Here is a 21,514-nt window from a genome sequence, read left to right on the forward strand (position 1 = left end):
CTACTGCACCCGCGCTGCCAGCGGCCAAATTGCCAATGCACCGCCAATCAATGTGATGAACTAGCGCCGTCGCATGCCTTCCCCGAAGAACACGCTGGCGTTGGGTTTAGCCTAGCACTTTGCTACCGCACGGTTGAGCGACAAATCGCCCCAACCGGCCTGTGACTGACTAGGCTCGATGTCAGCTAAGGGTCAGTCGCGTCGGTTGGCCGCGTGCCGGTCACTTCCGGTCGTCCCCGAACAACGGACATACGCAGGCTCGGTCCGGTTGCAGGCATCCGGTCCCAATCAAATTGCACGCCGCATTCAGCTCCGTCGCGTCATGAAGCCGTCGAAGAACGCCGCCAGCGGCCCATCGCTATTGAGCGGCAGCACGTGCGCCACCTACTTGTCCAGCCACACGATCACCATGCACCCTGGTTCGCGATCGATGCCGCGCGCTGTCCCGGGCGCTCCGGCGGATGCCGCAACGAAGAAATAGCGGCGCGTGGCGCGCCCGACACGATTAACGAACGCCCAGCAATCTGGCTTCCGTCAAGCTCGCGTCAAACCGAATTTGGCTCCGCTGAAATGAGACCGCGCCCTGACAGGGCGCTAGCCGCCATTGCCGTTCTCGCCATTCTCGCCGTCGTCGCCGATATGCTCGACGGAGACCACGTGCTCGTCCTCGGCGGTGTCGAACACGATCACGCCTTGCGTCGAGCGGCCGGCGATGCGGATGCCCTCGACCGGGCAGCGGATCAACTGGCCCTTGTCGGTCACCAGCATGATCTGGTCGCTGTCCTCGACCGGGAACGAAGCCACCAGCTTGCCGTTGCGGTTGTTGACCGACATCGCGACGATGCCTTTGCCGCCACGGCCCGTGGTGCGGTATTCGTAGGACGAGGTGCGCTTGCCGTAGCCGTTGACGGACACGGTCAGCACCACCTGCTCCTGTGCCGACATTTCGGCATAGCGTTCCTGGGAGAGCTGGAGCGTACCTGAAATCTCCTCGGCCTCGACATCGGCGGGCTCTTCGGCGCCGGTCTCGCCGGCCACCGCGCGGCGCATCTTCTGATACGCCGACCGCTCGTCCGAGGTGGTCTCGACATGGCGCAGGATCGACAGCGAGATCAGCCTGTCGTTTTCGGCAAGCGCAATACCGCGCACGCCCATCGAGGTGCGGCCGGTAAAGACGCGCACATCGGTGACGGGGAAGCGGATGCACTGGCCGCCGGCGGCGGTCAGCAGCACGTCGTCGCGCTCGGTGCAGATCTGCACGTCGACGATCGCCTCGCCCTCGTCGAGCTTCATGGCGATGATGCCGGAACGGCGGACATCGACGAAATCGGAGAGTTTGTTGCGGCGGACGTTGCCGCCGGTCGTGGCGAACATCACGTCGAGATTGCCCCAGGAGGACTCATCCTCCGGCAGCGGCATGATGGTGGTGATGCGTTCGCCCTGCTCCAGCGGCAGGATGTTGATCAGCGCCTTGCCGCGCGCGTTGGGAGCAGCCATCGGCAGCCGCCAGACCTTTTCCTTGTAGACCTGGCCGCGCGAGGAGAAGAACAGCACCGGCGTATGGGTCGAGGCCACGAACAGCCTGGAGACAAAATCCTCGTCGCGGGTCTGCATGCCCGCGCGGCCCTTGCCGCCACGGCGCTGCGCCCGGTAGGCCGAAAGCGGCACGCGCTTGACGTAGCCGGCATGCGAGACCGTGACCACCATGTCTTCGCGCTGGATCAGGTCCTCGTCCTCGACCTCGTCTTCCTGCTCCATGATGACGGTCTTGCGCGGGGTGGCGAAATCGGCCTTCACCTCGGCGAGTTCGGCCTTGACGATGGCCTGCACCCGCGCACGCGAGCGCAGAATCTCGAGATAGTCGGCGATCTCCACCGCGAGCTTGTCGAGCTCTTCGGAAATCTCCTCGCGGCCCAGCGCAGTCAGGCGCTGCAGGCGGAGGTCGAGAATGGCCTTGGCCTGTTCGAACGACAGCCGCGCAGTCCCGTCAGGCGCCATCCGGTGCCGGGGATCGTCGATCAGCGTGATCATCGCCTCGACATCCCGCGCCGGCCAGTCGCGCGCCATCAGGCTGTCGCGGGCGGTGGTGGGATCGGGCGAGGCGCGGATCACGCGGATGATCTCGTCGATATTGGCGACGGCAATGGCCAGACCGACCAGGATGTGGGCGCGGTCGCGGGCCTTGTTGAGCAGGAACTTGGTCCGGCGCGTGATGACCTGCTCGCGGAACGCGATGAACAGCGTCAGCAGGTCCTTCAGGTTCATGGTCTGCGGGCGGCCGGAATCCAGCGCCAGCATGTTGGCCGGGAAATTCGATTGCAGCGGCGTGAAACGATAGAGCTGGTTCAGAACGACATCCGGCACCGCTTCGCGCTTCAGTTCGACGACAACGCGGAGGCCCTCGCGGGACGATTCATCGCGCAGGTCCGAGACGCCCTCGATCTTCTTCTCGCGCACCAGTTCGGCGATGCGCTCCACCATGGTGGCCTTGTTCACCTGGTAGGGAATTTCGGTGATGATGATCGCTTCGCGGTCCTTGCGGATGGTGTCGATCGCGACCTTGCCGCGCATCACGATCGAGCCGCGGCCGAGGTGATAGGCCGAACGGATACCCTGGCGGCCGAGGATGATGCCGCCGGTCGGAAAATCGGGGCCGGGTACGATGTTGATGAGGTCGTCGATCCCGAGCGCGGGGTTGTCGATCAGCGCCGTGCAGGCGTCGATGACTTCGCCGAGATTGTGCGGGGGGATGTTGGTCGCCATGCCGACGGCGATGCCGCCGGCACCGTTGACCAGGAGGTTTGGGAACTTGGCCGGCAGAACCGACGGCTCTCTCTCCGAATTGTCGTAGTTGGCCTGGAAATCGACGGTGTCCTTGTCGATATCGCCGAGCACGGCGAGCGCCGATTTCGTCAGGCGCGCTTCGGTATACCGGTAGGCCGCCGGGGGATCGCCGTCGACCGAGCCGAAGTTCCCCTGCCCGTCGATCAGCGGCACGCGCATGGAGAATTCCTGCGCCATCCGGACCATCGCGTCGTAAATCGACTGGTCGCCGTGCGGATGATACTTACCAATCACGTCACCGACGACGCGCGCGGACTTGACGTACTTCTTGTCCGGCGTGTGCCCCTGCTCGTACATCGAGTACAGAATGCGGCGATGCACGGGCTTGAGGCCGTCGCGGGCATCCGGCAGCGCACGCGCCACGATCACGCTCATGGCGTAATCGAGGTAGGAGCGCTTCATCTCGTCCAGAATGGAAACGGGACGAATATCGGAAGGCGCCGGCGGCTCGCCGGGCTTGTTCTCATCGTTATCAGACAAAGGGGGAATCCGGTCAGTTCTAGGCTGGGAATCATATAGCGTATCGGGGTGCTTTTAACCACCCCAAGGCGCTCCCGGCCAGCTGTTTTTCCCTTCGTTTTTTCATGGACTTACAGGACCCGCGGCGCCCTTCCGGCAAGTCATCGCGCCAGCCATTTCCGGGCTCCCGATACGGCCGCTTCGCGGCCAAATCCAGCTCGTCAAAACCGGTGTTCTCAGCGTCGCCTATTGGCCGAAAACCACCGCGTGCATGATCCGCCCGGGAACGAAGGTGAACAGCCCCGCAACAACCAGCGCGCCGGCAAAGATCGAGATCATCGTGATCTTGTGGCCGCGGACCTTGTGCCGGCGCGCGTACCAGACGCCGAGCACCAGCATGATGGGCGTGAAGATCGACAGCAGATGGATCGGGCTCCAGGGACCCAGCAGCCTGATCTCGTGGATCCAGAACGAGGAGATCGCGACCACGGCCATCAGGCCAACCCAGATCCAGCCAAGCGTCCGGTGCGGCAGCGTTCCCTTCGGGGCCGCGAACTGGACCACGCCAAGCGCAAAGGCCGCCATCGCCGCAAAGGCATGAAACGGGATCGCGGGGGCGGCATCCAGCAGCGGCGCGAAGCTCATGACGGACGCTCCCCAGGGTTCCATCCGGCGACGGCCCGCGCGATCGCCGAACGCAAGACGAAAAACGTTAAATCAATATCCTAATGTAAATATCATTCACATAGACGCGAGTCAGAATGCTGCATCGCACAAGCGCATGCCCATGGAATCAACCCGTTGGATCAGATTTTTAAGAATACACACGAGCCAACCGAGCTTGTGCGAACCCGCTGTCTTTTGGACAGCACGCAAACCCGGTTGGTCTGACAGGCCCCGATCAGAACGGGATATCGTCGTCCATGTCGTTGTTGCGGCCGGCGCCGGCGGCTACCGCGCGGCGCGGCGCGGAAGTGGCCTGGCCGCCGCCAAAATCGCCGCTGGAATCGTCGGAGCCAAAACTGCCGCCGCCGCCGCCGGAGCGGCCGTCGAGCATGGTCAGGGTCGAATTGAAGCCCTGCAGCACCACTTCGGTCGAGTATTTCTCGACCCCACTCTGGTCGGTCCATTTGCGGGTCTGCAGCGCGCCCTCGATGTAAACCTTGGCGCCCTTCTTCAGGTACTGCTCGGCGACCTTGCAGAGCCCTTCATTGAAGATCACCACGCGGTGCCACTCGGTCTTTTCCTTGCGCTCGCCGGTGCCCTTGTCGCGCCAGGTTTCCGAAGTCGCGATGCTCAGATTGGCGATCGGCCGCCCGTCCTGTGTCCGCCGGATTTCCGGATCCTTGCCGAGGTTTCCGACCAGGATCACCTTGTTCACGCTTCCCGCCATCGTCGCTCTCCACTCAAAATCGGGACCAAAAAACTGCTGCCCGACCGCTGCAATCGGCCGGCACGGGCCGCCGGATTGGCCGCCTCATCCTGTCAGGACATTTGAGACGACCCTATACGCCCGATGGCCGCCCCGACTTAGCGATCCCTCGGCAAAGCAGCGGTTATCCACATATAGCATTGCCCGCGGCATTGTTCCAGTTTTGTTCTACGCAACCTCAGGTCATCCACGCCCGGCCGGTATTTCGGTATTCGCATCGTGCCGTGGCCGGCGCTGCGCGACGGATATTCTAAACAAATCATTACCTTGAAGGGTCCGCACTTCACCCGCGAGTGTTGCATTTCGGAGACGGCATTTCCGGTTGAATCGGCGTATGGATTTATCCAACGGCGCGGCGCTCGCGTCTTGGACGAAAACGCTTCGGGACCAACGGGAAGCGGACAACGGACTGGGGACTATTTGAAATGAAGAAGTTTTTGCTGGGTACGGTTGCTCTCGTTGCCTTTGCGGCTCCCGCCGCTGCGGCTGATCTCGCTGCGCGTCCTTACACCAAGGCGCCCCCGATGATCGCGGCCATTTACGACTGGAGCGGCTTCTACGTCGGCGCCAACGGTGGTTGGGGTACGAGCCGCAAGTGCTGGGACGCCTTGAATGGCGCTGGCGTGTTCGTTGCCAGCGAAGGTTGCCACGATGCAAGCGGCGGCACCGCCGGTGGCCAGATCGGTTATCGCTGGCAGGCTGGCACGTGGGTGTTCGGCGTCGAAGGACAGGGCAACTGGGCCGACTTCAGCGGCAGCAGCGTGAGCCTTGGACCCGTGGGCTTTGGCGCGGGAACGACCATTCGCTCGAAGGTCGACGCGTTCGGCCTGCTCACCGGTCAGGTCGGTTACGCCGCCAACAACGTCCTGTTTTACGTCAAGGGCGGTGCGGCTGTGACCGCCGATCGCTATCGCGTCAATGCCACTGTCGGCAACGCTCTGATCGCCTCGTCCAACGATGACAACCGCTGGGGTGGCGTGGTCGGTGTCGGCCTCGAATACGGCTTCGCCCCGAACTGGTCGGCCGCCGTCGAATACGATCATCTGTTCATGGGGAACCGAACCGCCACCTTTACGAATGTGGCTGGCGGCACCTTCAGCGAACGCATCCGCCAGGACGTCGATCTCGTGACCGTGCGCGTCAACTATCGCTGGGGCGGCCCGGTCATCGCGAAGTACTGAGCTTCGCTGCACCAAACGATTTGATGAAAAGGCCGGCCTCGCGCCGGCCTTTTTGTTTTGAGGTGGCCATTTTTGTTTTGAGGTGGCCTTTTTGTTTGAGCGCATTTTGCTTGAGCGCATTGGTTCCGCCCACGGCTCCGCTGCCATCTGCTGCCATTGCGATCCCTTGGCAACTCATTGCAAAACAAACCGTTGATGGCTCGCTGCGAGCACTGGAAATCCCGCCCCGTTCTTCCTACGTTCCAGCTTTCTGCCATCGGCGCCCGGCTTAGGTCTTCCCTGGCCATGCGCGCCCAACGTGGCGCGCCTCCACGCGCCTGGAAATGCCGATATGGATGAAGTGCTGAGGGCGAAGCGCCAAACCAACGCCGGCTCGGGAACGCGCGCGATAACGATCCGCGGCGCGCGCGAGCACAATCTGAAAAACATCGACGTCGAGATTCCCCGCGACAAGCTCGCGGTGTTCACCGGTCTCTCCGGCTCCGGCAAATCCTCGCTCGCCTTCGACACCATCTATGCCGAGGGCCAGCGCCGCTACGTCGAGTCGCTCTCCGCCTATGCGCGCCAGTTCCTCGAGATGATGCAGAAGCCCGACGTCGACCAGATCGACGGCCTGTCGCCGGCGATCTCGATCGAGCAGAAGACCACGTCGAAAAACCCGCGCTCGACCGTCGGCACCGTCACCGAGATCTACGACTACATGCGCCTGCTATGGGCGCGCGTCGGCGTGCCCTACTCGCCCGCGACGGGCCTGCCGATCGAAAGCCAGCTGGTGTCGCAGATGGTCGACCGCGTGCTGGCGCTGCCGGAAGGCACGCGGCTCTATCTGCTGGCGCCGGTCGCGCGCGGCCGCAAGGGCGAATACAAGAAGGAGCTCGCCGAATACCTCAAGAAGGGCTTTCAGCGCGTCAAGATCGACGGCAGCTTCTATGAGCTCGCCGAAGCGCCTGTTCTCGACAAGAAATTCCCGCACGACATCGACGTCGTCGTCGATCGCATCGTGGTCCGCCCCGATATCGGCCAGCGCCTCGCCGAAAGCTTTGAGACCGCGCTGAAGCTCGCCGAAGGGCTGGCGGTGATCGAATACGCCGACGCGCCCGCGGGCAGCACCGACGACGAAAAGAAGTCCGAAAAGAAGTCCGACAAGAAGACCGCAAAGATCCACGACAAGAGCGGCCCGGAACGGATTCTGTTTTCGGAGAAATTCGCCTGCCCGGTATCCGGCTTCACCATTCCCGAGATCGAGCCCCGGCTCTTCTCCTTCAACAACCCCTATGGCGCCTGCCCGGCCTGCGGCGGCCTCGGCGTCGAGCAGCATATCGACGAGGACCTCGTCATCCCCGACAAGGAGCTGACATTGCGCAAGGGCGCGATCGCGCCCTGGTCCAAATCGTCCTCGCCCTACTACATCCAGACGCTGACCGCGCTCGGCAAGTTCTACAAGTTCACGCTCGACACCAAATGGAAGGACCTGCCGAAGAAGACGCAGGCCGCGATCCTGCACGGCTCCGGCGACGACGAGATCAAGTTCTCCTATGAGGACGGGGTGCGCTCCTACGACACCAAGAAACCGTTCGAGGGCGTCATCACCAACCTCAACCGCCGTTTTCGCGAGACCGAAAGCGAATGGGCGCGCGAGGAGCTGGCAAAGTATTTTTCGGACATCCCCTGCGAGGGCTGCCACGGCTACCGGCTGAAGCCGGAGGCGCTGTGCGTCAAGATCGGCGGCAAGCATATCGGCGAGATCAGCGAACTCTCGGTGCGCCGCGCCGGCGAATGGTTCGAGAGCGTGCCCAAGGCGCTCAACGCCCAGCAGAACGAGATCGCCATCCGCGTGCTGAAAGAGATCCGCGAGCGGCTGTCGTTCCTGCTCGACGTCGGCCTCAATTATCTGACGCTGTCGCGTTCGTCGGGCACGCTAAGCGGCGGCGAAAGCCAGCGCATCCGCCTCGCCTCCCAGATCGGCTCGGGGCTGACAGGCGTGCTCTATGTGCTGGATGAACCTTCTATTGGCCTGCACCAGCGCGACAATGCGCGGCTATTGGAAACGCTGAAGCGGCTGCGCGACCTCGGCAATACCGTGATCGTGGTCGAGCATGACGAGGACGCCATTCGCCTCGCCGACTTCGTGCTCGACATCGGCCCCGGCGCCGGCATGCATGGCGGCCACATCGTCGCGCAAGGCACGCCCGCCGAGGTGATGGCCAATCCGAAGTCGCTGACCGGCAAATACCTCACCGGCGAATTGTCGGTGGCGATCCCCGAGCGCAAGCCACCGAACCATCGCCGCACGATCAAGGTGATCAACGCGCGCGGCAACAATCTGAAAAACGTCTCGGCGGAAATTCCGCTCGGCCTGTTCACCTGCGTGACCGGCGTCTCCGGCGGCGGCAAGTCGACGCTCCTGATCGACACGCTCTACAAGGCCATCGCGCGAAAACTCAACAACGCCAGCGAGGGCGCCGCGCCCCACGACCGCATCGAGGGGCTGGAGCATATCGACAAGATCATCGACATCGACCAGTCGCCGATCGGCCGCACCCCGCGCTCCAACCCCGCGACCTATACCGGCGCCTTCACGCCGATCCGCGAGTGGTTCGCCGGCCTGCCCGAAGCCAAGGCGCGCGGCTACGAGCCCGGGCGCTTCTCCTTCAACGTCAAGGGCGGCCGCTGCGAGGCCTGCCAGGGCGACGGCGTCATCAAGATCGAGATGCACTTCCTGCCCGACGTCTACGTCACCTGCGACGCCTGCAAGGGCAAGCGCTACAACCGCGAGACGCTGGAAGTCCTGTTCAAGGGCAAGAGCATCGCCGACGTGCTCGACATGACCGTGGAAGAAGCCGCCGAGTTCTTCAAGGCGGTCCCGCGCGTCCGCGAAACTTTCAAAACGCTGCACCGCGTCGGCCTCGACTACATCCATGTCGGCCAGCAGGCCACGACGCTGTCCGGCGGCGAAGCCCAGCGCGTCAAGCTGGCAAAGGAGTTGTCAAAGCGCGCCACCGGCCGCACGCTCTACATCCTGGACGAACCCACCACGGGCCTGCACTTCCACGACGTCGCCAAGCTCCTTGAAGTGCTGCACGAGCTGGTGTCGCAGGGCAACACGGTGGTCGTGATCGAGCACAACCTCGAAGTCATCAAGACCGCCGACTGGGTCATCGACCTCGGCCCCGAAGGCGGCGACGGCGGCGGCGAAATCGTCGCCTGGGGCCCCCCGGAGGACATCGTCAAGGCGCCGCGGAGCTACACGGGCAAGTTTCTGGAGCCGGTGCTGAAGCGGGCGGCGGGGAAGCCGAGGAAGAGTGCGGGGGCGAGTGAGGCGGCGGAGTAGCATGCCTGGACGAGGGCGGGAAAATTGAGTGATGTTCTTGCCCGGATCAAGATCCTTGTGGCACGCCGCGAGGTTCGTTCCTCTCTGCACGGCTTTCGCGAATTGGCGGCGGATGATATTCTGCTTGACGATCTACTCGACGGCATCGCATCAGCCGTTGTAATCGAGGATTATTTTGATGCAACTCGAGGTCCGACAGTTCTAGTATTGCAGCGCGACTCCTCTGACCGCCCCGTGCATGTCGTTTGGGGTATTCGGAGAGGCAGTGACGGCCCGGCCGTGCTTGTGACGGCCTATAGGCCCGATCCGCTGCGATGGTCGCCGGATTTCATGAAGCGCAGGACGCCATGACACGAACGAAAATCGAGCTGGTCCGTGACGGTAAATACGTCGCCGAAGTGTCCGTCGAACTCATCGAAGATGAAGGCGGATGGTCGCCATATCTTTCGCTTGATGATGCTAAGAAGCTTGAATCGGTTCGGCTTGCATTGCACGAAGGCGATATTGCCGAGGCGTCGAAATACGGCCGGGTATTTGAGCTGACTCCCCTATCCGCTTGATCGGCGCTTAGGCCGGAATATGGAATCGGAACGATATTTCTCTGGCGAGATCGTCGTCGTTCTTGCGGATGGGTCGCGGCGGTCCGCTAGAGTTACCGCCGATGAAATTTTGGAAGTCGATAAAGAGATATATCGGTTTTTTTTCGAGCAAGGCGCTGAAACCAAGGTCGCCGAGTCCGAAGAGGACTTCTTTGAGGCGCTGAAAAACCTGCGTCACGACTTGGAAAAAACTGGCGCATTGCTCCATTGCTTTGGTGCCAGCGAGAATGTTTATCCGTCTGGAATGCAGAAATCTATGGGGCCAGCGATCTTAGCATACAGGATGCACATAGGGTCTCCGGCCTTGCGGAAAGATATTGTCAACATTTTTGAAGCAGATCAAACGGTCGTTCCGTCCACGGTGGAGCAGCAGAAACAGTTTCACGAACGATGGATAAAAAGCTTATCCGGCAAAGCTTGAGCCTGATTTTCGGCTCCGCTCAACGACGCCAATATCGTATTGGCCCTGCAAGTCGAGCCAGAACTGCGCGCCATTGCCAAAATAGCAGCCAAGGCGCATCGCCGCGTCAGCCGTAATCGAACGGCGACCGTTGAGAATGCTGGTGACGCGGCCTGAGGGTACGCCGATGTCGAGCGACAAACGATTGGCGCTGCGTTTGCGAGCAGCCAGTTCGCGCTTCAATAAACGGCCGGGGTGAGCGACGGGAGCCATGACGGTCAACCTTTGTGGTAGCGCGTAGGATTGGGTCGAGCGCAGCGAAACCCATCACAGAATGGTGGGTTTCGCTTCGCTCTACCCACCCTACCCGCTCCGATTGGAGACTCGTGGGGCTAACCCCGCCGCCCCCCTACACCGTCCAATAATGCGGGTGCCGATACGATCTTGAGCGGTCGCCCCAGTCGAAGCCGTCTTCGTCGAACTCGGACGGGCCGGCGCGCAAATCGTCCAACGTCAGCTCGACCACGAAGGCCTGACGCGCGGGATCAAACCTGAGTTCGTCCCACCGCACCGGATAATGGTGGTGGGGGGCGAGCATGCCGCCGGTTTTGATTACGGCATACGCGACCGTTCCGCTCACCTTGTCCAGCATCAGACGTTCGATCGTGCCGAGCTTTGCGCCGTCTCGTCCGTAGACGTTCGCGTGCTCGACGCGATCACTTGGCACCAGGGTATGCTGCATGGCATCCTCCCTGTTTTCTCTGTTCTCCCGCCAATCATAGCACCAACGAGCCCGGCCTGCGCGCGCGTCCGGTTGCCGCGGAGCACCACCCAGTGCCGACTACCGCCGTAAAAACATCCCGAACGCCCGCGGCCCGTCGCCGACCTTGATTTCGCCGGTCACCTTCAGCTCGACTGCATCGATCACGCTGATCGAGTTGCTCTCCCAGTTCGCCACGATGATCTGCTTGCCGTCCGCCGTCGCCGCGATCCCTTCCGGATAGTCGCCGACATGGATGCGCTTGACCGGCGCAAGCGTTGCGAGATCGAACACGCTGACGGTGCCGTCATACTGGTCGCTGACGAAGCCGCGGCCCTGGGCGAGCGCGACCGCGTAGGGGCGCAGGCCCGTCTTCACGCGCCCGATCTCGCTGCCGGCGGCGATGTCGATCACGGAGACGTCGTTCGATCCGACATTGGCGGTGTAGGCCCGCCGGCCGTCCGCATCGATCGTGATGCCGAAGGGGCGCGTGCCGACCTTGATGACCGCCCGGCGTTCGCGCGTCGCGGTATCCACGACGGATACACTGTCGGCATCGCGGTCCGCCGAGAGCAGGAGCCGCCCGTCTGGTGTTACCGCAAGCCCCGACGGCGATGCGCCGACCGCGATATCGGCGATCACGCGCTGCTCTTTCGGATCAATCACCCGCACCGCCGCGGCGTACCAGTCGGCGACATAGACCGCGCCGCCATCCGGCGCCACCGCAACGCCGAGCGGACCACCGCCGACATTGATCCTGCCGACGACCTGGCGAGAGGCGGCATCGACCACGGTGAGCGCCTTGGCGTCGGGGCTCGTCACATAGGCGAAGCGTCCATCCGGCGTGATGGCAACCCCGGCCGGCTTGCCGCCGATCGCGATGGTCGCGACCGGCCGTGACGTCGCGAGGTCGACGACGGTGAGATTTTCGCTGAGCTGATTGGTGACAAACGCCTCCTCGGCCCGGGCGGCCCACACCGTGCCGATGCTGGCGACCGCAGCCGCCAGGACGATGGCCCGCACGATCAGCTTCCGCTTTCGACCTTCTTCTTCAGCGCCTCGAGGCCGGCTTTATAGAGACCGCTCACCGCCTTCACGGCGGCCTGGTCGCTCAGCTCCGGCGGCGGATCGTTGTTGGGAAAACCGCGGTAGAACGCGCCGGCCCACTCCAGGCTGCTTCCCTTGCCGTCGGCGCTGGGCGTGACCGTCAGGGTGGACGAATAGTTGGTGACCGGCAGCACCTTCACGTCGACGGCGGTGATCCGGTAGGAATAAGTCATCTTCTCGGCATCGTACTTGTAGAGTTCCTCATCGACGGTCGCACCGTCAGCCAGCGTCAGACGCCGCGTGGCCTCGATCGCGTTGCCTTTCGTGCCCTCGGTCTTGCCGACCGGCGGCAGCCAGCTCATGTCCTGGAAATTCCCGATCGCAGCCCAAACCTTGGCCGGCGGCGCGTTGATCTCGATCGATTCCCGCACCTTCTGGCGGGTCGGCCCGTGCGCCCAGGCCACCCCCATCACTGCCAGCGCCGCCACCACGGCCCCCACCCTCGCGGTCGTCATCCTCATGTCGTTTCCCCATAGTCGTTATCGCCGCGCAGGCACGCGGCGTTATCGTCACGCATTTTCATACCAAAGGAGGCTGGTTTGTGGCGCCGCCGGAACGCGCGGCGTATTCCGCCTGGGGGCACCGCTCGTGCGGCGCGATACGCTTCGCTATTGCGCCCTACTTCTCCCGCTTCTCCAACGACGCCGCGATCCGCTCCAAAAAGCCGTTCATCCGCCGGGTCTCCGCGACCTGCTGTTCGTACAGCTCGATCATGGTCGAACCGGACGATCCACGCGCCTGCATGCCGTTGCGGCGCGCGAACCAAAACCACACGGCGATCGCCGCCAGGAACGGCAACCATGTGACCAGCGAAGATATCCATTCATTCATGACAAGCGTCTCCGACTTCATTCTCACGGGGCTATTGAGAGCGGCAGCACACCACGGCGGCGGCTTGGTCTAAAGGCTCGCTCACATGTTCCCTTAGTAGCGGTCGGCAGCCTCAAGTTCACCCGGTGTGCAACGGGAGCTTTTGCCCCAGAACGAAGCCCCGCAAGTTCTCGAATGTGCCCGAAGTCACAGAGCGACGCGACCGCATCGCGTAGCCCTTATCATCGCGGCGGGAATGGTCTCGCCCCAGACAAAGAGGGGAATGACATGGCCAATCTGAACAACGACATTCGCGAACTCGCAACGGACGAACTGAACGGCGTCAGCGGCGGACGGTCCGACCTTGGTCAGCAACTTCAGCTCGCGCTTCAGGAAGCGAACAACATCTATACGCGGACATCGAAGGCCCAGTCGGACATGAGCTCAAAATGGTCCCAGACCCTCGACGGCATCGCCCAGAATTTGAAGTAACAGGCGCTCTGAAGGCCTGCTCTGTCGGCGGTCTCCTCAGGTAGTTTCGTAGCGCGCATGAGCGCAGCGAGATGCGGGAAAGACGAGACCCGGATATCGCGTTGCTCATCCGGGCTACGGGCTCTCTCCGTCATTGCGAGCGCAGCGAAGCAATCCATATTGCGCCAGGCCGAGGCTTGGATTGCTTCGCTCCGCTCGCAATGACGGCTGGCTGCGACAAATCAACCCGTCGGGCAAATCAGTTCTGATTTACGGAATTTGTGTCAAGTCCAGAATTTCCGAAAATCAAAAATATTTCCCTTTCCTTCGACCCAAATCACCGGCACATTCTCACCCATCCCGTCCCACTCAGAGGGGCGTCGGCCGTCGTCACGACGAGGGACGGGTCGCGGTGGACGCAGACGTTGCGATTGACGGTCGTGGCTGAAGCGTACGGCGAAAGCGTGTGGTCCTGGCGCCCGTAACGGCGTCAAGTCCTGCGGGAGCTAACGCTTCCGAGGGGCGACGGTGGCAATAGAGGCCGTCTCACCGGGGAGAGCGCGTCATAAGCCGTAAAGCCACTGCGCAGGGAATGTCGGATGTTCTCCGCTGCCCTGTATGCTCGTGTGCAGCTTTCTTTGCACTATTCGCACACGAGACCGCGGGTGCAGCGCGCATCCGGCATTCCCTGCGCCCTCTGAATTTCGAGGGCGGAAGATTTCGAGCAAGCCTCGGGCGCATCGCGCCGCGAGAATGCGAAGCTATTCCCGCGTCGTCCCGGCGAAGGCCGGGACCCATAACCCCAGGGAGTAGTTTTGCGGAAGGTCTCTGCTATCGAGCCACTATTGAGAGATCACGCGGTATGGGTCCCGGCCTTCGCCGGGACGACAGCAACATATATCTGAATGATCGTCTCTGTTTGAAATGTGAATCAGTACCTCGCGCACGAGATGCACGCCATCTGCATCTCTCACCCAGCAAAAAGGTTCAGGACAAACCCGCGACGTTCGATCTCGTCAGTGATCCAACTCACACATGATGCCGATTGCTCCGTGAACCCATGAAACTTTTCCCGCCACCAACCTCCCGCAAACAGGACGCCAGCAATCCAGCGAGCGGCCGTTGTGAAAACGCCCACGCGACAATCGCGCCGGGCCAACAGAGGAAGTGTCATGAAGAAGTTCGTACTCATCGCTGCCGCTGCCGCCGCGCTCGCCGTGTCCGCAGCCTCCCCGGCCAGTGCCCTCACCATCATCAAGCCCGGCGTTGTCGGCGGTGGCCACCACCATCACCACCACGGCCACGGCTGGTGGGGTGGCGGATTGTCGATCGGCCTGATCGGCGACACCGGCTACGCCAGCGATTGCTACTACGCGCGTCGCACCGCGTTCGTCCCCGGCATCGGCTACGTCGCCAAGCGCCAGCTGGTCTGCTACTAAACGTCGTTCAGGTGGGAGGCTGGATTACCAGCCTTCCCACGCTGATCAGAGCACTTCGAGCACCAGCTCCATCGTCATCAACACCGGATTGTCGCCGCGCATCAGCCGGCCTTCGGCGATGCCGCCGAGATAATCCACCAGCGCGACATCGAGCGCGGCCTCCAGCGTACCGTCCGCGGTTGACGTGACGGTGCCGGAACGGATCGCTAGCTCGGTCGCGAACGGCACGACGCATCGGCCATCGGTGAACTGCGCGCCGATCGTGCTGCCGACCCCGCCATGAATCCGGGCGTGAAAGATTCCGTGCTGCCGGCAGAAGGATTCCAGCGCGCACGCGAAATCCTGGTTCGGCCGCAACCGCAGCGCAAAGGCCCGGCTCGTGGTGTCGGCATCGGTCGCCTCGCGCGGCACCGGCCCGAACAATTTGAAATTGGTCTCGCTATCCACCTCGGCGATGAAGACAGCACCATCGACCCCGAACGCTTCCACCGCGAACGGCTCGGCGACGATGCTCTCCTCGGGCAGGATATGACCGCCATGCAGGTCGCCATCGATCTCCGTCCACAGGCCGTGGCAGTGGAAGAACGGCGCGCCGTCGCGCTCTCCAAAAGTCATCGCCGCGAATTTGAGCTGCGTGACGCCTTCGGGCCGGAAGGTGTCGCTGTAGAACGCGGCATTGGCGCCGGTCTTGGACAGCGCCGGCATCACATAGGCAAGCGGCCCGAGCGCCCCGCCCCGCATGCTCAGCACGCCGCCGGCAAATCCGGCCCCGGCAAAGCCGCGACGCACGGCTTCCAGCAGCGGCAGGCCGGCTTGCAGCGTGAACGAGAACGCGCGGCCGCGCGCCTCGACCCACTGGATGCGTTCAGGGTTGGGCGGACCGGGCTGGACGATGCTGCGCATCGGCTCGGGCGCCGGCCGGTTTGCCTTCGCCGCCGTCATCGTGGCGCGTCTTGATTGGTGAGGTCGAGCAGCCCGCGCGCCTCGAGTTCGTCGCGCACCAGCCGCTTCGGAATCTTGCCGTAGCCGGATTTCGGCAACGCCTCCCAGAAGAAGAACCGCTTCGGCATCTTGTAGCGCGGCACCTTCGGCGACAGGAACGCGGCCAGCTCAGCCTCGCTCACCGCAGCGGCACCCTCGCGCGCGACGCAGACGGCGACGCCCACCTCGCCCCAGAACGGGTCGGGGACCCCAAGCACGGCGACCTCGCCGATCCCGGGATGAGTCAAGATCTTCTCCTCGACCTCGCGCGGATAGATGTTGGAGCCGCCCGAGATGTACATGTCGGAGGCGCGGCCGGTGATGTAGACAAAACCTTCCTCGTCCATATGGCCGAGATCGCCGGTGCGGAACCAGCCGTCGCGAAACGCCTTCGCGTTGGCATCGGGGTTGTCGTAATAGCCGGCGAACACGGCGGGGCCGATCACGCAGATCTCGCCGGTCTCGAAAGCTTTAAGTTCGCGCCCGTCATCGCCCTGGATCGAGACCTGCATGCCGGTGCGCTCGAAGCCGCAGGTGCCGATCCGCGCATGCGGGCTATCCTCGGGATCATGCAGATTGGCCGGCATGACCGTGATGTTGCCGGTGACTTCGCCGAGCCCGAAATACTGCACCAGAACCTTGCCCAACTTGTTCAGCGCGGCCTTCTGGTCCTCGCGGTACATCGGCGCCCCCGCATAGATGATGAAGCGGAGCGAGGAATGGTCGTAGCGGTCGACCGCGGGATGCTCGACCATCATTTTCAAAATGGTCGGCACCGTAAAAATGTTGCTGACGCGATGCGCCTCGATCAGCCGGAACGCCTCGTTGATATCGAATTTTTCCGACGGCAGCAGGATGGTCGGCACCCCGCGCGCGGCCTGCACCAACTGGTGCACGCCGGCGCCATGCGACAACGGCGCCACCACCAGCGAGGCGTCCTGCTCGGTGGTGCCGGGCATCAGGTCGGCGAGATGGTTGGTGACCACAAAGGCCATTTGGCCATGGGTCAGCACCGCCGCCTTGGACCGCCCCGTCGTGCCGGAGGTGAAGAAGAACCAGCAGGGGTCGTTGTAGTCGACCGCGGCATTGGCAAAACTCTCGCCCGCATGCGCCGCAATGGCGGCGCTCACCGACTTCTCGCCAAAGGCGCCCTCGCCGATCCGCCAGATGAACTCCAGCGCCGGGTTGGCGGCCGCGGCGGCATGCTCCGGGAAATCGCCGTGGCACAAAAACCCCTTGGCGCCGGAGGCGGTGGCGAGATAGGCGACCTCGTCCGGCATCAGGCGGAAATTGGTCGGCACCCAGACCACGCCGAGCCGGAACGCGGCAAACATCGACCAGAACATCTCGTCGCAATTTTTGGAATGCACCAGCAGCCGGTCGCCCTTGACGAGGCCGCGTTCGGCAAGCGCCGCCGCCAGCGCCGAGACGGCGCGGTCGATCTCGCGCCAGGTCCAAGTCCGGTCGCCGTAGATAAAGCCGGTGCGATCGCCATGGCGGCGGGCGTTCTGGGTCACCAGATGCGCCAGATTCATCACCCGGTTCGACATCCGTGCCAAGCCGCCGCGCGGCGCGGCTGTGGTTGCGGTTCCCGTCATGTCGGCACTGCCGCACTGCACAAGCCAAGCGAAATCATCATCGTTACGCTTCTCAATACTGATTTGAACGTCCCAGCCGGACGTTAGCAGAAAGCCCGGCCTCTGCCAGCGCGTCCAGGCGTCCCGGTGCTGGTTCAGGCTGCGTGCTTATAGACGCGGCTGCGGGGCTGGCTCATGGTGCCCTCAGTCAAAAACGCCGCTGGGAGATCATGATGGCCAATGAAAAAGGCCCGAACATCAAGAAGAAGCAGAAATGCAAGAATTGCGAGGGCAAGGGCCTGGTGAAGAAGGGCGACAACGTCGTGAAATGCCAGCGCTGCAAGGGGACCGGCGTGCGCTGACCTCCCGATTTCCTGAACCGGGGCCGTGGCCGATCCGGCGGGTATTGGCCGCCCCACCTCCCGAAAGACCAGCGGACCTGCCGCTCGCAGACCGGCAGGTCCGTGGCAGGATTTACTGCGGATGGTTGGCGAGTTCCTGGTCGCTCAGGCGCCAATCCTGCCACAGCTGAAGCGCGCCGAGCAGAGCCACGATTGCGCCGAGTATCGCGTGCCAGGCCGGTAGAAACGCGTCGCCGGAATAGCCGAAAATCCACGGTGAAGCGATCAGCCAGAGTCCGAGGACGATCTCCGCCACCTCCTCCCAGCGCTGCAATGCGACATATTCCAGCTGGGCGAGGCCGAATACCAGCATGCCGACCACGAACGTGTTGAGGATCATGGTGCTGCGATCGGCGGTCATGACCTCGTTGGCCGGCTGCAGGGGAAACCAGGGCGACACCACGATCAACACGCCAAGCAGCATGCCGAACCAGTCCTCCCACGATCGATGCGTTCTGAAGAAACGAAAGTCCGACATGTAAACCTCCCATTGAAAAGAGGCATACGTCAGCGGCCGGCCATACCTGACATTTCCGATCTCGAACCACATCCGGCCGCATCGGGGCGTATGTCTTGCAAAAGACTTAGGCACACCCTTCCCGGTTGCAAGACCTCAACGGACTTATTGCGCTGCGCCAAGTAGCTGCAGGCCGTCACGGGCGGTGCGCAGGCTGGGATCGATCTCCAGGGCTTTGCGGAAATCCACGACCGCGCCGGCCTTGTCGCCCAGCCGCATCTTGGCCTGGCCGCGGTTGTTCCAGGAATAGGCGTCGGCCGGATCGTATTGCAACGCCTTGTCGTAATCGGCAATGCCGCGCTTGGTATCGCCCTGGTACAGCCGGATCATGCCGCGGTTGCGCCAGCCCCGCGCATCGGTCGGTGCGATTTTCGCCGCCGCGCCGTAATCGGCGGCGGCACGCTCCAGTTGCTCGGTATCGCGGTAGACATTGCCGCGGTTGATATAGGCCAGCACGTCCGGCTTCAGCTTGATCTGCATGCTGTAGTCGGCGATCGCACGGGCCGTGTCGCGCTTGCGATGATGGAGATAGCCGCGATTGCCATAGGCGATGGCGAGCGACGGGTTGTGTTTGATGGCGGCGTCGAAGTCGGTCAGCGCGCGATCGAGGTCGCCTTTGCCGAACCAGGCGTCGCCGCGGTTGTTGTAGGCCAAGGCGAAGGTCGGATCGATGCGGAGCGCCGCGTCATAGTCTGCCATGGCGTGATCGAGATCGCGCTTGAAGGCGTAGACCCGTCCGCGATTGGAATAGGCACAGGCATAGTCCGGATCGAGCTTGATCGCCTCATTGAGATCGGCCATGGCGGCGTCGAGCTCGCGTTTCTCGGTAAGGCCGTGGCCGCGGTTGCAATAGGCGCCGGCGAGCCTCTTGCCGGTCTCGGTCTTGCCATCGATCACGACGCTGCAGGCCGTCACCCTCTCATTCGGCGCGCTCGTCGTGCCGGTGCAGGCCTGCCAGTTCCGGTCGCCTTCGGCGGATGCGGCAGGCGGTTGCGAGAACGTCAGGGATGCGCCCAGCAGCGAAACGGTCAGGCAGGGTCAAAATTCGCATGTTGTCACCCCGGCAAGCGATTTTCCCGTTGGTCGCTCGTTTGCATCACGGGGTTCACATGCCTAGATGATTGAGGTGAACCGCATGGGAACCCCTCGATGGCCGTCCGCGACAACAAAGCCCAAAACCGCTTCGAACTCGATGTTGAGGGTGCGGTAGCGTTTGCGAATTATCGGCTGACCCCGTCGGCTGTTATCATCACCCATACCGAGACGCCGAGGGCGCTGCGCGGCCGCGGCATTGCCTCCGAACTGGTCAAGGGTGCGCTGGAATTGATCCGCGCCGACGGCCACAAGGTGATCGCCGGCTGCGGTTTTGTTGTCGACTATCTGCACAAGAATCCGCAGTTCGCCGATTTGACGGGGTAATCCCTTGTCGTCCCGGCGAACGCCAGGACCCATAACCACCGGCCGTCCTTATCGCGAAAGGTATCAACCACAACCTATCAAAATCGAGAAGCTGCGGCGTATGGGTCCCGGCCTTCGCCGGGACGACAACATCTACACAATCTTGATCGACATATCCGGCAGCCCTTCGAGCTTGCACAGCAGCACATCACCCTTCACGACCGGACCGACATTTTCCGGCGTGCCGGAATAGATGATGTCGCCAGCCTTCAGCTCGAAGGCATCAGACAATTTGGCGATCTGCTCGGCGACACTCCAGATCATGTTCTGCAGGTTGGAGTTCTGCTTGACGGTGCCGTTCAGCGCCAGCGAGATTGCGCCCTTGGTGAAATGGCCGGTCTTGGCGGCTGGGTGGATCGGGCCGAGCACCGCAGAACGGTCAAAGCTCTTGCCGATCTCCCAGGGCTTCTTCTCGTCGCCCAACGCGCGCTGCAGATCGCGCCGGGTCATGTCGAGCCCGAGCGCATAGCCATAGACGTGATCGAGCGCCTTCTCCGCCGGGATGTTGGTGCCGCCCGACTTGAGCGCTGCCACCAGTTCGACCTCGTAGTGATAGTTCTTGGTCAGCGAGGGATAGGGATGATCGGCGACACTGCCGACCGCGACGTTCTGGATCGCATCCGTCGGCTTCTGGAAAAAAAACGGCGGTTCGCGGGTCGGGTCGGACCCCATTTCACGCGCATGCGCGGCGTAGTTGCGCCCGATGCAGTAGATGCGGCGGACCTGGTACACGTCGGTCTCGCCGACGATCGGAATGGTCGTCGCCGGTACCGGAAACATCGACTTCGGGCCGGCCTGCGCAGCGGCGGGAACGCTTGCCGCCGCCCCCGCCAATGCGAGCGCTCCCGTCGTTAGAATGGTCCTGCGGTCGAGGCTGTTCATGATGGTCTCCTTGGTTCGCGTTTCTTGGGTCCGCGTTTTCTGTTCAAACGCCGTCTTTACAGCGTTTTCGCACAAATTGCATGGCACCTGCGCTTTGCTGCATTGCAGTGAACCGCGTCGCCGCAGCTTGCGACCAACGGCCATCAGCACCGCAAAGGTGCCTCTCACATCCCGATAGGAAAAGACCATGTTGATCTCTCTGATTGCCGCCGTCAGGCGATACGCCCGCTACCGCTCCGAACTCGCAAGCATCAGCCGGCTTGACGAGCGTATGCTCCGCGACATCGGCATCAGCCGCGCCGACCTTGCTAACTCCGCCCCGCGCTACACCGGGCGCCGGCCGTATCCCTGAACGATCGTTCTCGCGCGCATCCCAAAAGAAAGAAGGCCCGCGTCACCGCGGGCCTTTTGCCTGTTGATCAGAACGAAAGCGTCAGTGAATTTCCGGCGGCAGCTTGCCGCCATTTGCGGCTAACTTGGTCATCACCTGCTTGTGCAGCCAGATGTTCATGCTCGCCGAATCATTGCTGTCGCCGGTATAGCCGAGTTCCTTGGCGAGTTCCTTGCGCGCCGTGAAGCTCGAATCGATGTCGAGCGCCTTCATCAGATCGACGATCGAGGTGCGCCACGCCAGCTTCTCGCCCTTGTCAGCCACGGCCTTGTCCAGGATCGGAGCAACATCGATCGTTGCCGCCGGTGCTGCGGATCCGCCGGCGGCAGCTCCGCCTGCAGCCGCTCCGCCGGAAGCTGGCGCCGCGTCTGCCTTCGTACCGAAAATCGCGCCCATGATTTTTCCGAAAATGCTCATCGTTGGCTCCCAGTGGAATTGAATAGGTATGTCGCTAGCGGCACTGTTTGACCGGCA

25 protein-coding genes are annotated in these 21,514 nt (G+C 62.8%); 10 read left to right on the forward strand and 15 right to left on the reverse strand.

Annotation, left to right across the window (positions count from 1 at the left end):
- Positions 1-594 precede the first annotated feature (594 nt).
- From gyrA to JQ611_RS11875, 3 genes are all read right to left on the reverse strand, one after another.
- Entirely contained in the window at positions 595-3,324 is a 2,730-nt protein-coding gene (gene gyrA, locus JQ611_RS11865; RefSeq protein ID WP_212262795.1) for a DNA gyrase subunit A, read from the reverse strand.
- Between the two features lie 225 nt (positions 3,325-3,549).
- The gene (locus JQ611_RS11870) at positions 3,550-3,948 is read right to left on the reverse strand and encodes a DUF2306 domain-containing protein (RefSeq protein WP_212262794.1); all 399 of its coding nucleotides are present in this window, start codon (positions 3,946-3,948) and stop codon (positions 3,550-3,552) included.
- Between the two features lie 256 nt (positions 3,949-4,204).
- On the reverse strand, positions 4,205-4,696 hold the full coding sequence (locus tag JQ611_RS11875) for a single-stranded DNA-binding protein (RefSeq protein ID WP_192739871.1): 492 nt from the start codon (positions 4,694-4,696) through the stop codon (positions 4,205-4,207).
- 464 nt (positions 4,697-5,160) lie between these two features.
- Here JQ611_RS11875 and JQ611_RS11880 point away from each other — a divergent pair, with 464 nt between their 5' ends.
- The gene (locus JQ611_RS11880) at positions 5,161-5,916 is read left to right on the forward strand and encodes an outer membrane protein (protein WP_212262793.1); all 756 of its coding nucleotides are present in this window, start codon (positions 5,161-5,163) and stop codon (positions 5,914-5,916) included.
- Here JQ611_RS11880 and JQ611_RS11885 read toward each other — a convergent pair.
- Complete coding sequence (locus JQ611_RS11885; protein WP_212262792.1) at positions 5,900-6,073, reverse strand: hypothetical protein; 174 nt, start codon at positions 6,071-6,073, stop codon at positions 5,900-5,902. The two genes, JQ611_RS11880 and JQ611_RS11885, sit on opposite strands and share 17 nt — an antisense overlap.
- A gap of 174 nt (positions 6,074-6,247) precedes the next feature.
- Here JQ611_RS11885 and uvrA point away from each other — a divergent pair, with 174 nt between their 5' ends.
- From uvrA to JQ611_RS11905, 4 genes are read left to right on the forward strand one after another with little or no spacing between them, the layout of a single operon-like run.
- A complete protein-coding gene (gene uvrA / locus JQ611_RS11890) occupies positions 6,248-9,247 on the forward strand; it encodes an excinuclease ABC subunit UvrA (protein ID WP_212262791.1) in 3,000 nt (999 codons plus the stop codon).
- A 24-nt stretch (positions 9,248-9,271) separates the two neighbouring features.
- Complete coding sequence (locus tag JQ611_RS11895) at positions 9,272-9,598, forward strand: DUF4258 domain-containing protein (protein ID WP_212262790.1); 327 nt, start codon at positions 9,272-9,274, stop codon at positions 9,596-9,598.
- Complete coding sequence (locus tag JQ611_RS11900) at positions 9,595-9,807, forward strand: hypothetical protein (RefSeq protein WP_212262789.1); 213 nt, start codon at positions 9,595-9,597, stop codon at positions 9,805-9,807. Before JQ611_RS11895 ends, JQ611_RS11900 begins: the two co-directional genes overlap by 4 nt.
- A gap of 19 nt (positions 9,808-9,826) precedes the next feature.
- Positions 9,827-10,267, forward strand: a complete 441-nt coding sequence (locus tag JQ611_RS11905; protein ID WP_212465552.1) for a hypothetical protein — start codon at positions 9,827-9,829, stop codon at positions 10,265-10,267.
- Here the strand turns inward: JQ611_RS11905 and JQ611_RS11910 are convergent.
- The 5 genes from JQ611_RS11910 to JQ611_RS11930 form a co-directional block, all read right to left on the reverse strand.
- Positions 10,250-10,519 (reverse strand): HigA family addiction module antitoxin, encoded by a 270-nt coding sequence (locus JQ611_RS11910; protein ID WP_212262973.1) that lies wholly within the window; start codon positions 10,517-10,519, stop codon positions 10,250-10,252. The genes JQ611_RS11905 and JQ611_RS11910 overlap by 18 nt on opposite strands.
- A gap of 136 nt (positions 10,520-10,655) precedes the next feature.
- On the reverse strand, positions 10,656-10,988 hold the full coding sequence (locus JQ611_RS11915) for a PRC-barrel domain-containing protein (RefSeq protein ID WP_212465523.1): 333 nt from the start codon (positions 10,986-10,988) through the stop codon (positions 10,656-10,658).
- A gap of 99 nt (positions 10,989-11,087) precedes the next feature.
- A complete protein-coding gene (locus JQ611_RS11920) occupies positions 11,088-12,029 on the reverse strand; it encodes a cytochrome D1 domain-containing protein (RefSeq protein ID WP_212465524.1) in 942 nt (313 codons plus the stop codon).
- Positions 12,030-12,031: 2 nt separating this feature from the next.
- Entirely contained in the window at positions 12,032-12,574 is a 543-nt protein-coding gene (locus JQ611_RS11925; protein ID WP_212465525.1) for an SRPBCC family protein, read from the reverse strand.
- A 157-nt stretch (positions 12,575-12,731) separates the two neighbouring features.
- The gene (locus JQ611_RS11930) at positions 12,732-12,944 is read right to left on the reverse strand and encodes a hypothetical protein (protein ID WP_212262787.1); all 213 of its coding nucleotides are present in this window, start codon (positions 12,942-12,944) and stop codon (positions 12,732-12,734) included.
- Positions 12,945-13,211: 267 nt separating this feature from the next.
- Between JQ611_RS11930 and JQ611_RS11935 the strand changes: the two genes are divergently transcribed.
- On the forward strand, positions 13,212-13,415 hold the full coding sequence (locus JQ611_RS11935) for a hypothetical protein (protein WP_212390565.1): 204 nt from the start codon (positions 13,212-13,214) through the stop codon (positions 13,413-13,415).
- Between the two features lie 1,151 nt (positions 13,416-14,566).
- Positions 14,567-14,833 (forward strand): hypothetical protein, encoded by a 267-nt coding sequence (locus JQ611_RS11940; protein WP_212269957.1) that lies wholly within the window; start codon positions 14,567-14,569, stop codon positions 14,831-14,833.
- A gap of 45 nt (positions 14,834-14,878) precedes the next feature.
- Here JQ611_RS11940 and JQ611_RS11945 read toward each other — a convergent pair whose 3' ends face one another.
- Positions 14,879-15,736 carry a PCC domain-containing protein gene (locus JQ611_RS11945; protein WP_212465550.1) on the reverse strand — a complete coding sequence of 286 codons (858 nt, stop codon included), beginning with the start codon at positions 15,734-15,736 and terminating at the stop codon, positions 14,879-14,881.
- Between the two features lie 35 nt (positions 15,737-15,771).
- On the reverse strand, positions 15,772-17,412 hold the full coding sequence (locus JQ611_RS11950; protein ID WP_212465526.1) for an acyl-CoA synthetase: 1,641 nt from the start codon (positions 17,410-17,412) through the stop codon (positions 15,772-15,774).
- A 212-nt stretch (positions 17,413-17,624) separates the two neighbouring features.
- Here JQ611_RS11950 and JQ611_RS42435 point away from each other — a divergent pair, with 212 nt between their 5' ends.
- Positions 17,625-17,753, forward strand: a complete 129-nt coding sequence (locus JQ611_RS42435) for a hypothetical protein (RefSeq protein WP_283813479.1) — start codon at positions 17,625-17,627, stop codon at positions 17,751-17,753.
- Positions 17,754-17,865: 112 nt separating this feature from the next.
- Here JQ611_RS42435 and JQ611_RS11955 read toward each other — a convergent pair whose 3' ends face one another.
- Positions 17,866-18,270, reverse strand: coding sequence for an SPW repeat protein (locus JQ611_RS11955; protein WP_212465527.1), 405 nt, complete (start codon positions 18,268-18,270; stop codon positions 17,866-17,868).
- Between the two features lie 144 nt (positions 18,271-18,414).
- A complete protein-coding gene (locus tag JQ611_RS11960) occupies positions 18,415-19,224 on the reverse strand; it encodes a tetratricopeptide repeat protein (RefSeq protein ID WP_312011938.1) in 810 nt (269 codons plus the stop codon).
- A 234-nt stretch (positions 19,225-19,458) separates the two neighbouring features.
- Here JQ611_RS11960 and JQ611_RS11965 point away from each other — a divergent pair, with 234 nt between their 5' ends.
- Positions 19,459-19,728 (forward strand): GNAT family N-acetyltransferase, encoded by a 270-nt coding sequence (locus JQ611_RS11965; protein WP_212269953.1) that lies wholly within the window; start codon positions 19,459-19,461, stop codon positions 19,726-19,728.
- A 132-nt stretch (positions 19,729-19,860) separates the two neighbouring features.
- On the opposite strand, the gene JQ611_RS11970 is transcribed toward JQ611_RS11965, so the two are convergent.
- A complete protein-coding gene (locus tag JQ611_RS11970; RefSeq protein ID WP_212465528.1) occupies positions 19,861-20,649 on the reverse strand; it encodes a fumarylacetoacetate hydrolase family protein in 789 nt (262 codons plus the stop codon).
- Between the two features lie 187 nt (positions 20,650-20,836).
- On the opposite strand from JQ611_RS11970, the gene JQ611_RS11975 reads away from it, so the two are divergent.
- On the forward strand, positions 20,837-21,001 hold the full coding sequence (locus JQ611_RS11975) for a DUF1127 domain-containing protein (RefSeq protein WP_212465529.1): 165 nt from the start codon (positions 20,837-20,839) through the stop codon (positions 20,999-21,001).
- An 81-nt stretch (positions 21,002-21,082) separates the two neighbouring features.
- On the opposite strand, the gene JQ611_RS11980 is transcribed toward JQ611_RS11975, so the two are convergent.
- On the reverse strand, positions 21,083-21,457 hold the full coding sequence (locus JQ611_RS11980; RefSeq protein WP_192739852.1) for a DUF3597 domain-containing protein: 375 nt from the start codon (positions 21,455-21,457) through the stop codon (positions 21,083-21,085).
- Positions 21,458-21,514 lie beyond the last annotated feature (57 nt).

It is taken from the genome of Bradyrhizobium sp. AUGA SZCCT0182 (genome assembly GCF_018130185.1).
Lineage (GTDB): Bacteria > Pseudomonadota > Alphaproteobacteria > Rhizobiales > Xanthobacteraceae > Bradyrhizobium.

What these genes read in the sequence shown, in the direction of transcription:
- JQ611_RS11870 (WP_212262794.1), bottom strand. Translation starts at nt 3,948, where the DNA reads ATGAGCTTCGCGCCGCTGCTGGATGCCGCCCCCGCGATCCCGTTTCAT.
- JQ611_RS11875 (WP_192739871.1), bottom strand. Translation starts at nt 4,696, where the DNA reads ATGGCGGGAAGCGTGAACAAGGTGATCCTGGTCGGAAACCTCGGCAAG.
- JQ611_RS11880 (WP_212262793.1), top strand. Translation starts at nt 5,161, where the DNA reads ATGAAGAAGTTTTTGCTGGGTACGGTTGCTCTCGTTGCCTTTGCGGCT.
- JQ611_RS11885 (WP_212262792.1), bottom strand. Translation starts at nt 6,073, where the DNA reads ATGGCAGCAGATGGCAGCGGAGCCGTGGGCGGAACCAATGCGCTCAAG.
- uvrA (WP_212262791.1), top strand. Translation starts at nt 6,248, where the DNA reads ATGGATGAAGTGCTGAGGGCGAAGCGCCAAACCAACGCCGGCTCGGGA.
- JQ611_RS11900 (WP_212262789.1), top strand. Translation starts at nt 9,595, where the DNA reads ATGACACGAACGAAAATCGAGCTGGTCCGTGACGGTAAATACGTCGCC.
- JQ611_RS11905 (WP_212465552.1), top strand. Translation starts at nt 9,827, where the DNA reads ATGGAATCGGAACGATATTTCTCTGGCGAGATCGTCGTCGTTCTTGCG.
- JQ611_RS11910 (WP_212262973.1), bottom strand. Translation starts at nt 10,519, where the DNA reads ATGGCTCCCGTCGCTCACCCCGGCCGTTTATTGAAGCGCGAACTGGCT.
- JQ611_RS11915 (WP_212465523.1), bottom strand. Translation starts at nt 10,988, where the DNA reads ATGCAGCATACCCTGGTGCCAAGTGATCGCGTCGAGCACGCGAACGTC.
- JQ611_RS11925 (WP_212465525.1), bottom strand. Translation starts at nt 12,574, where the DNA reads ATGAGGATGACGACCGCGAGGGTGGGGGCCGTGGTGGCGGCGCTGGCA.
- JQ611_RS11930 (WP_212262787.1), bottom strand. Translation starts at nt 12,944, where the DNA reads ATGAATGAATGGATATCTTCGCTGGTCACATGGTTGCCGTTCCTGGCG.
- JQ611_RS11935 (WP_212390565.1), top strand. Translation starts at nt 13,212, where the DNA reads ATGGCCAATCTGAACAACGACATTCGCGAACTCGCAACGGACGAACTG.
- JQ611_RS11940 (WP_212269957.1), top strand. Translation starts at nt 14,567, where the DNA reads ATGAAGAAGTTCGTACTCATCGCTGCCGCTGCCGCCGCGCTCGCCGTG.
- JQ611_RS11945 (WP_212465550.1), bottom strand. Translation starts at nt 15,736, where the DNA reads ATGCGCAGCATCGTCCAGCCCGGTCCGCCCAACCCTGAACGCATCCAG.
- JQ611_RS11950 (WP_212465526.1), bottom strand. Translation starts at nt 17,412, where the DNA reads ATGACGGGAACCGCAACCACAGCCGCGCCGCGCGGCGGCTTGGCACGG.
- JQ611_RS42435 (WP_283813479.1), top strand. Translation starts at nt 17,625, where the DNA reads ATGGCCAATGAAAAAGGCCCGAACATCAAGAAGAAGCAGAAATGCAAG.
- JQ611_RS11955 (WP_212465527.1), bottom strand. Translation starts at nt 18,270, where the DNA reads ATGTCGGACTTTCGTTTCTTCAGAACGCATCGATCGTGGGAGGACTGG.
- JQ611_RS11965 (WP_212269953.1), top strand. Translation starts at nt 19,459, where the DNA reads ATGGCCGTCCGCGACAACAAAGCCCAAAACCGCTTCGAACTCGATGTT.
- JQ611_RS11970 (WP_212465528.1), bottom strand. Translation starts at nt 20,649, where the DNA reads ATGAACAGCCTCGACCGCAGGACCATTCTAACGACGGGAGCGCTCGCA.
- JQ611_RS11975 (WP_212465529.1), top strand. Translation starts at nt 20,837, where the DNA reads ATGTTGATCTCTCTGATTGCCGCCGTCAGGCGATACGCCCGCTACCGC.
- JQ611_RS11980 (WP_192739852.1), bottom strand. Translation starts at nt 21,457, where the DNA reads ATGAGCATTTTCGGAAAAATCATGGGCGCGATTTTCGGTACGAAGGCA.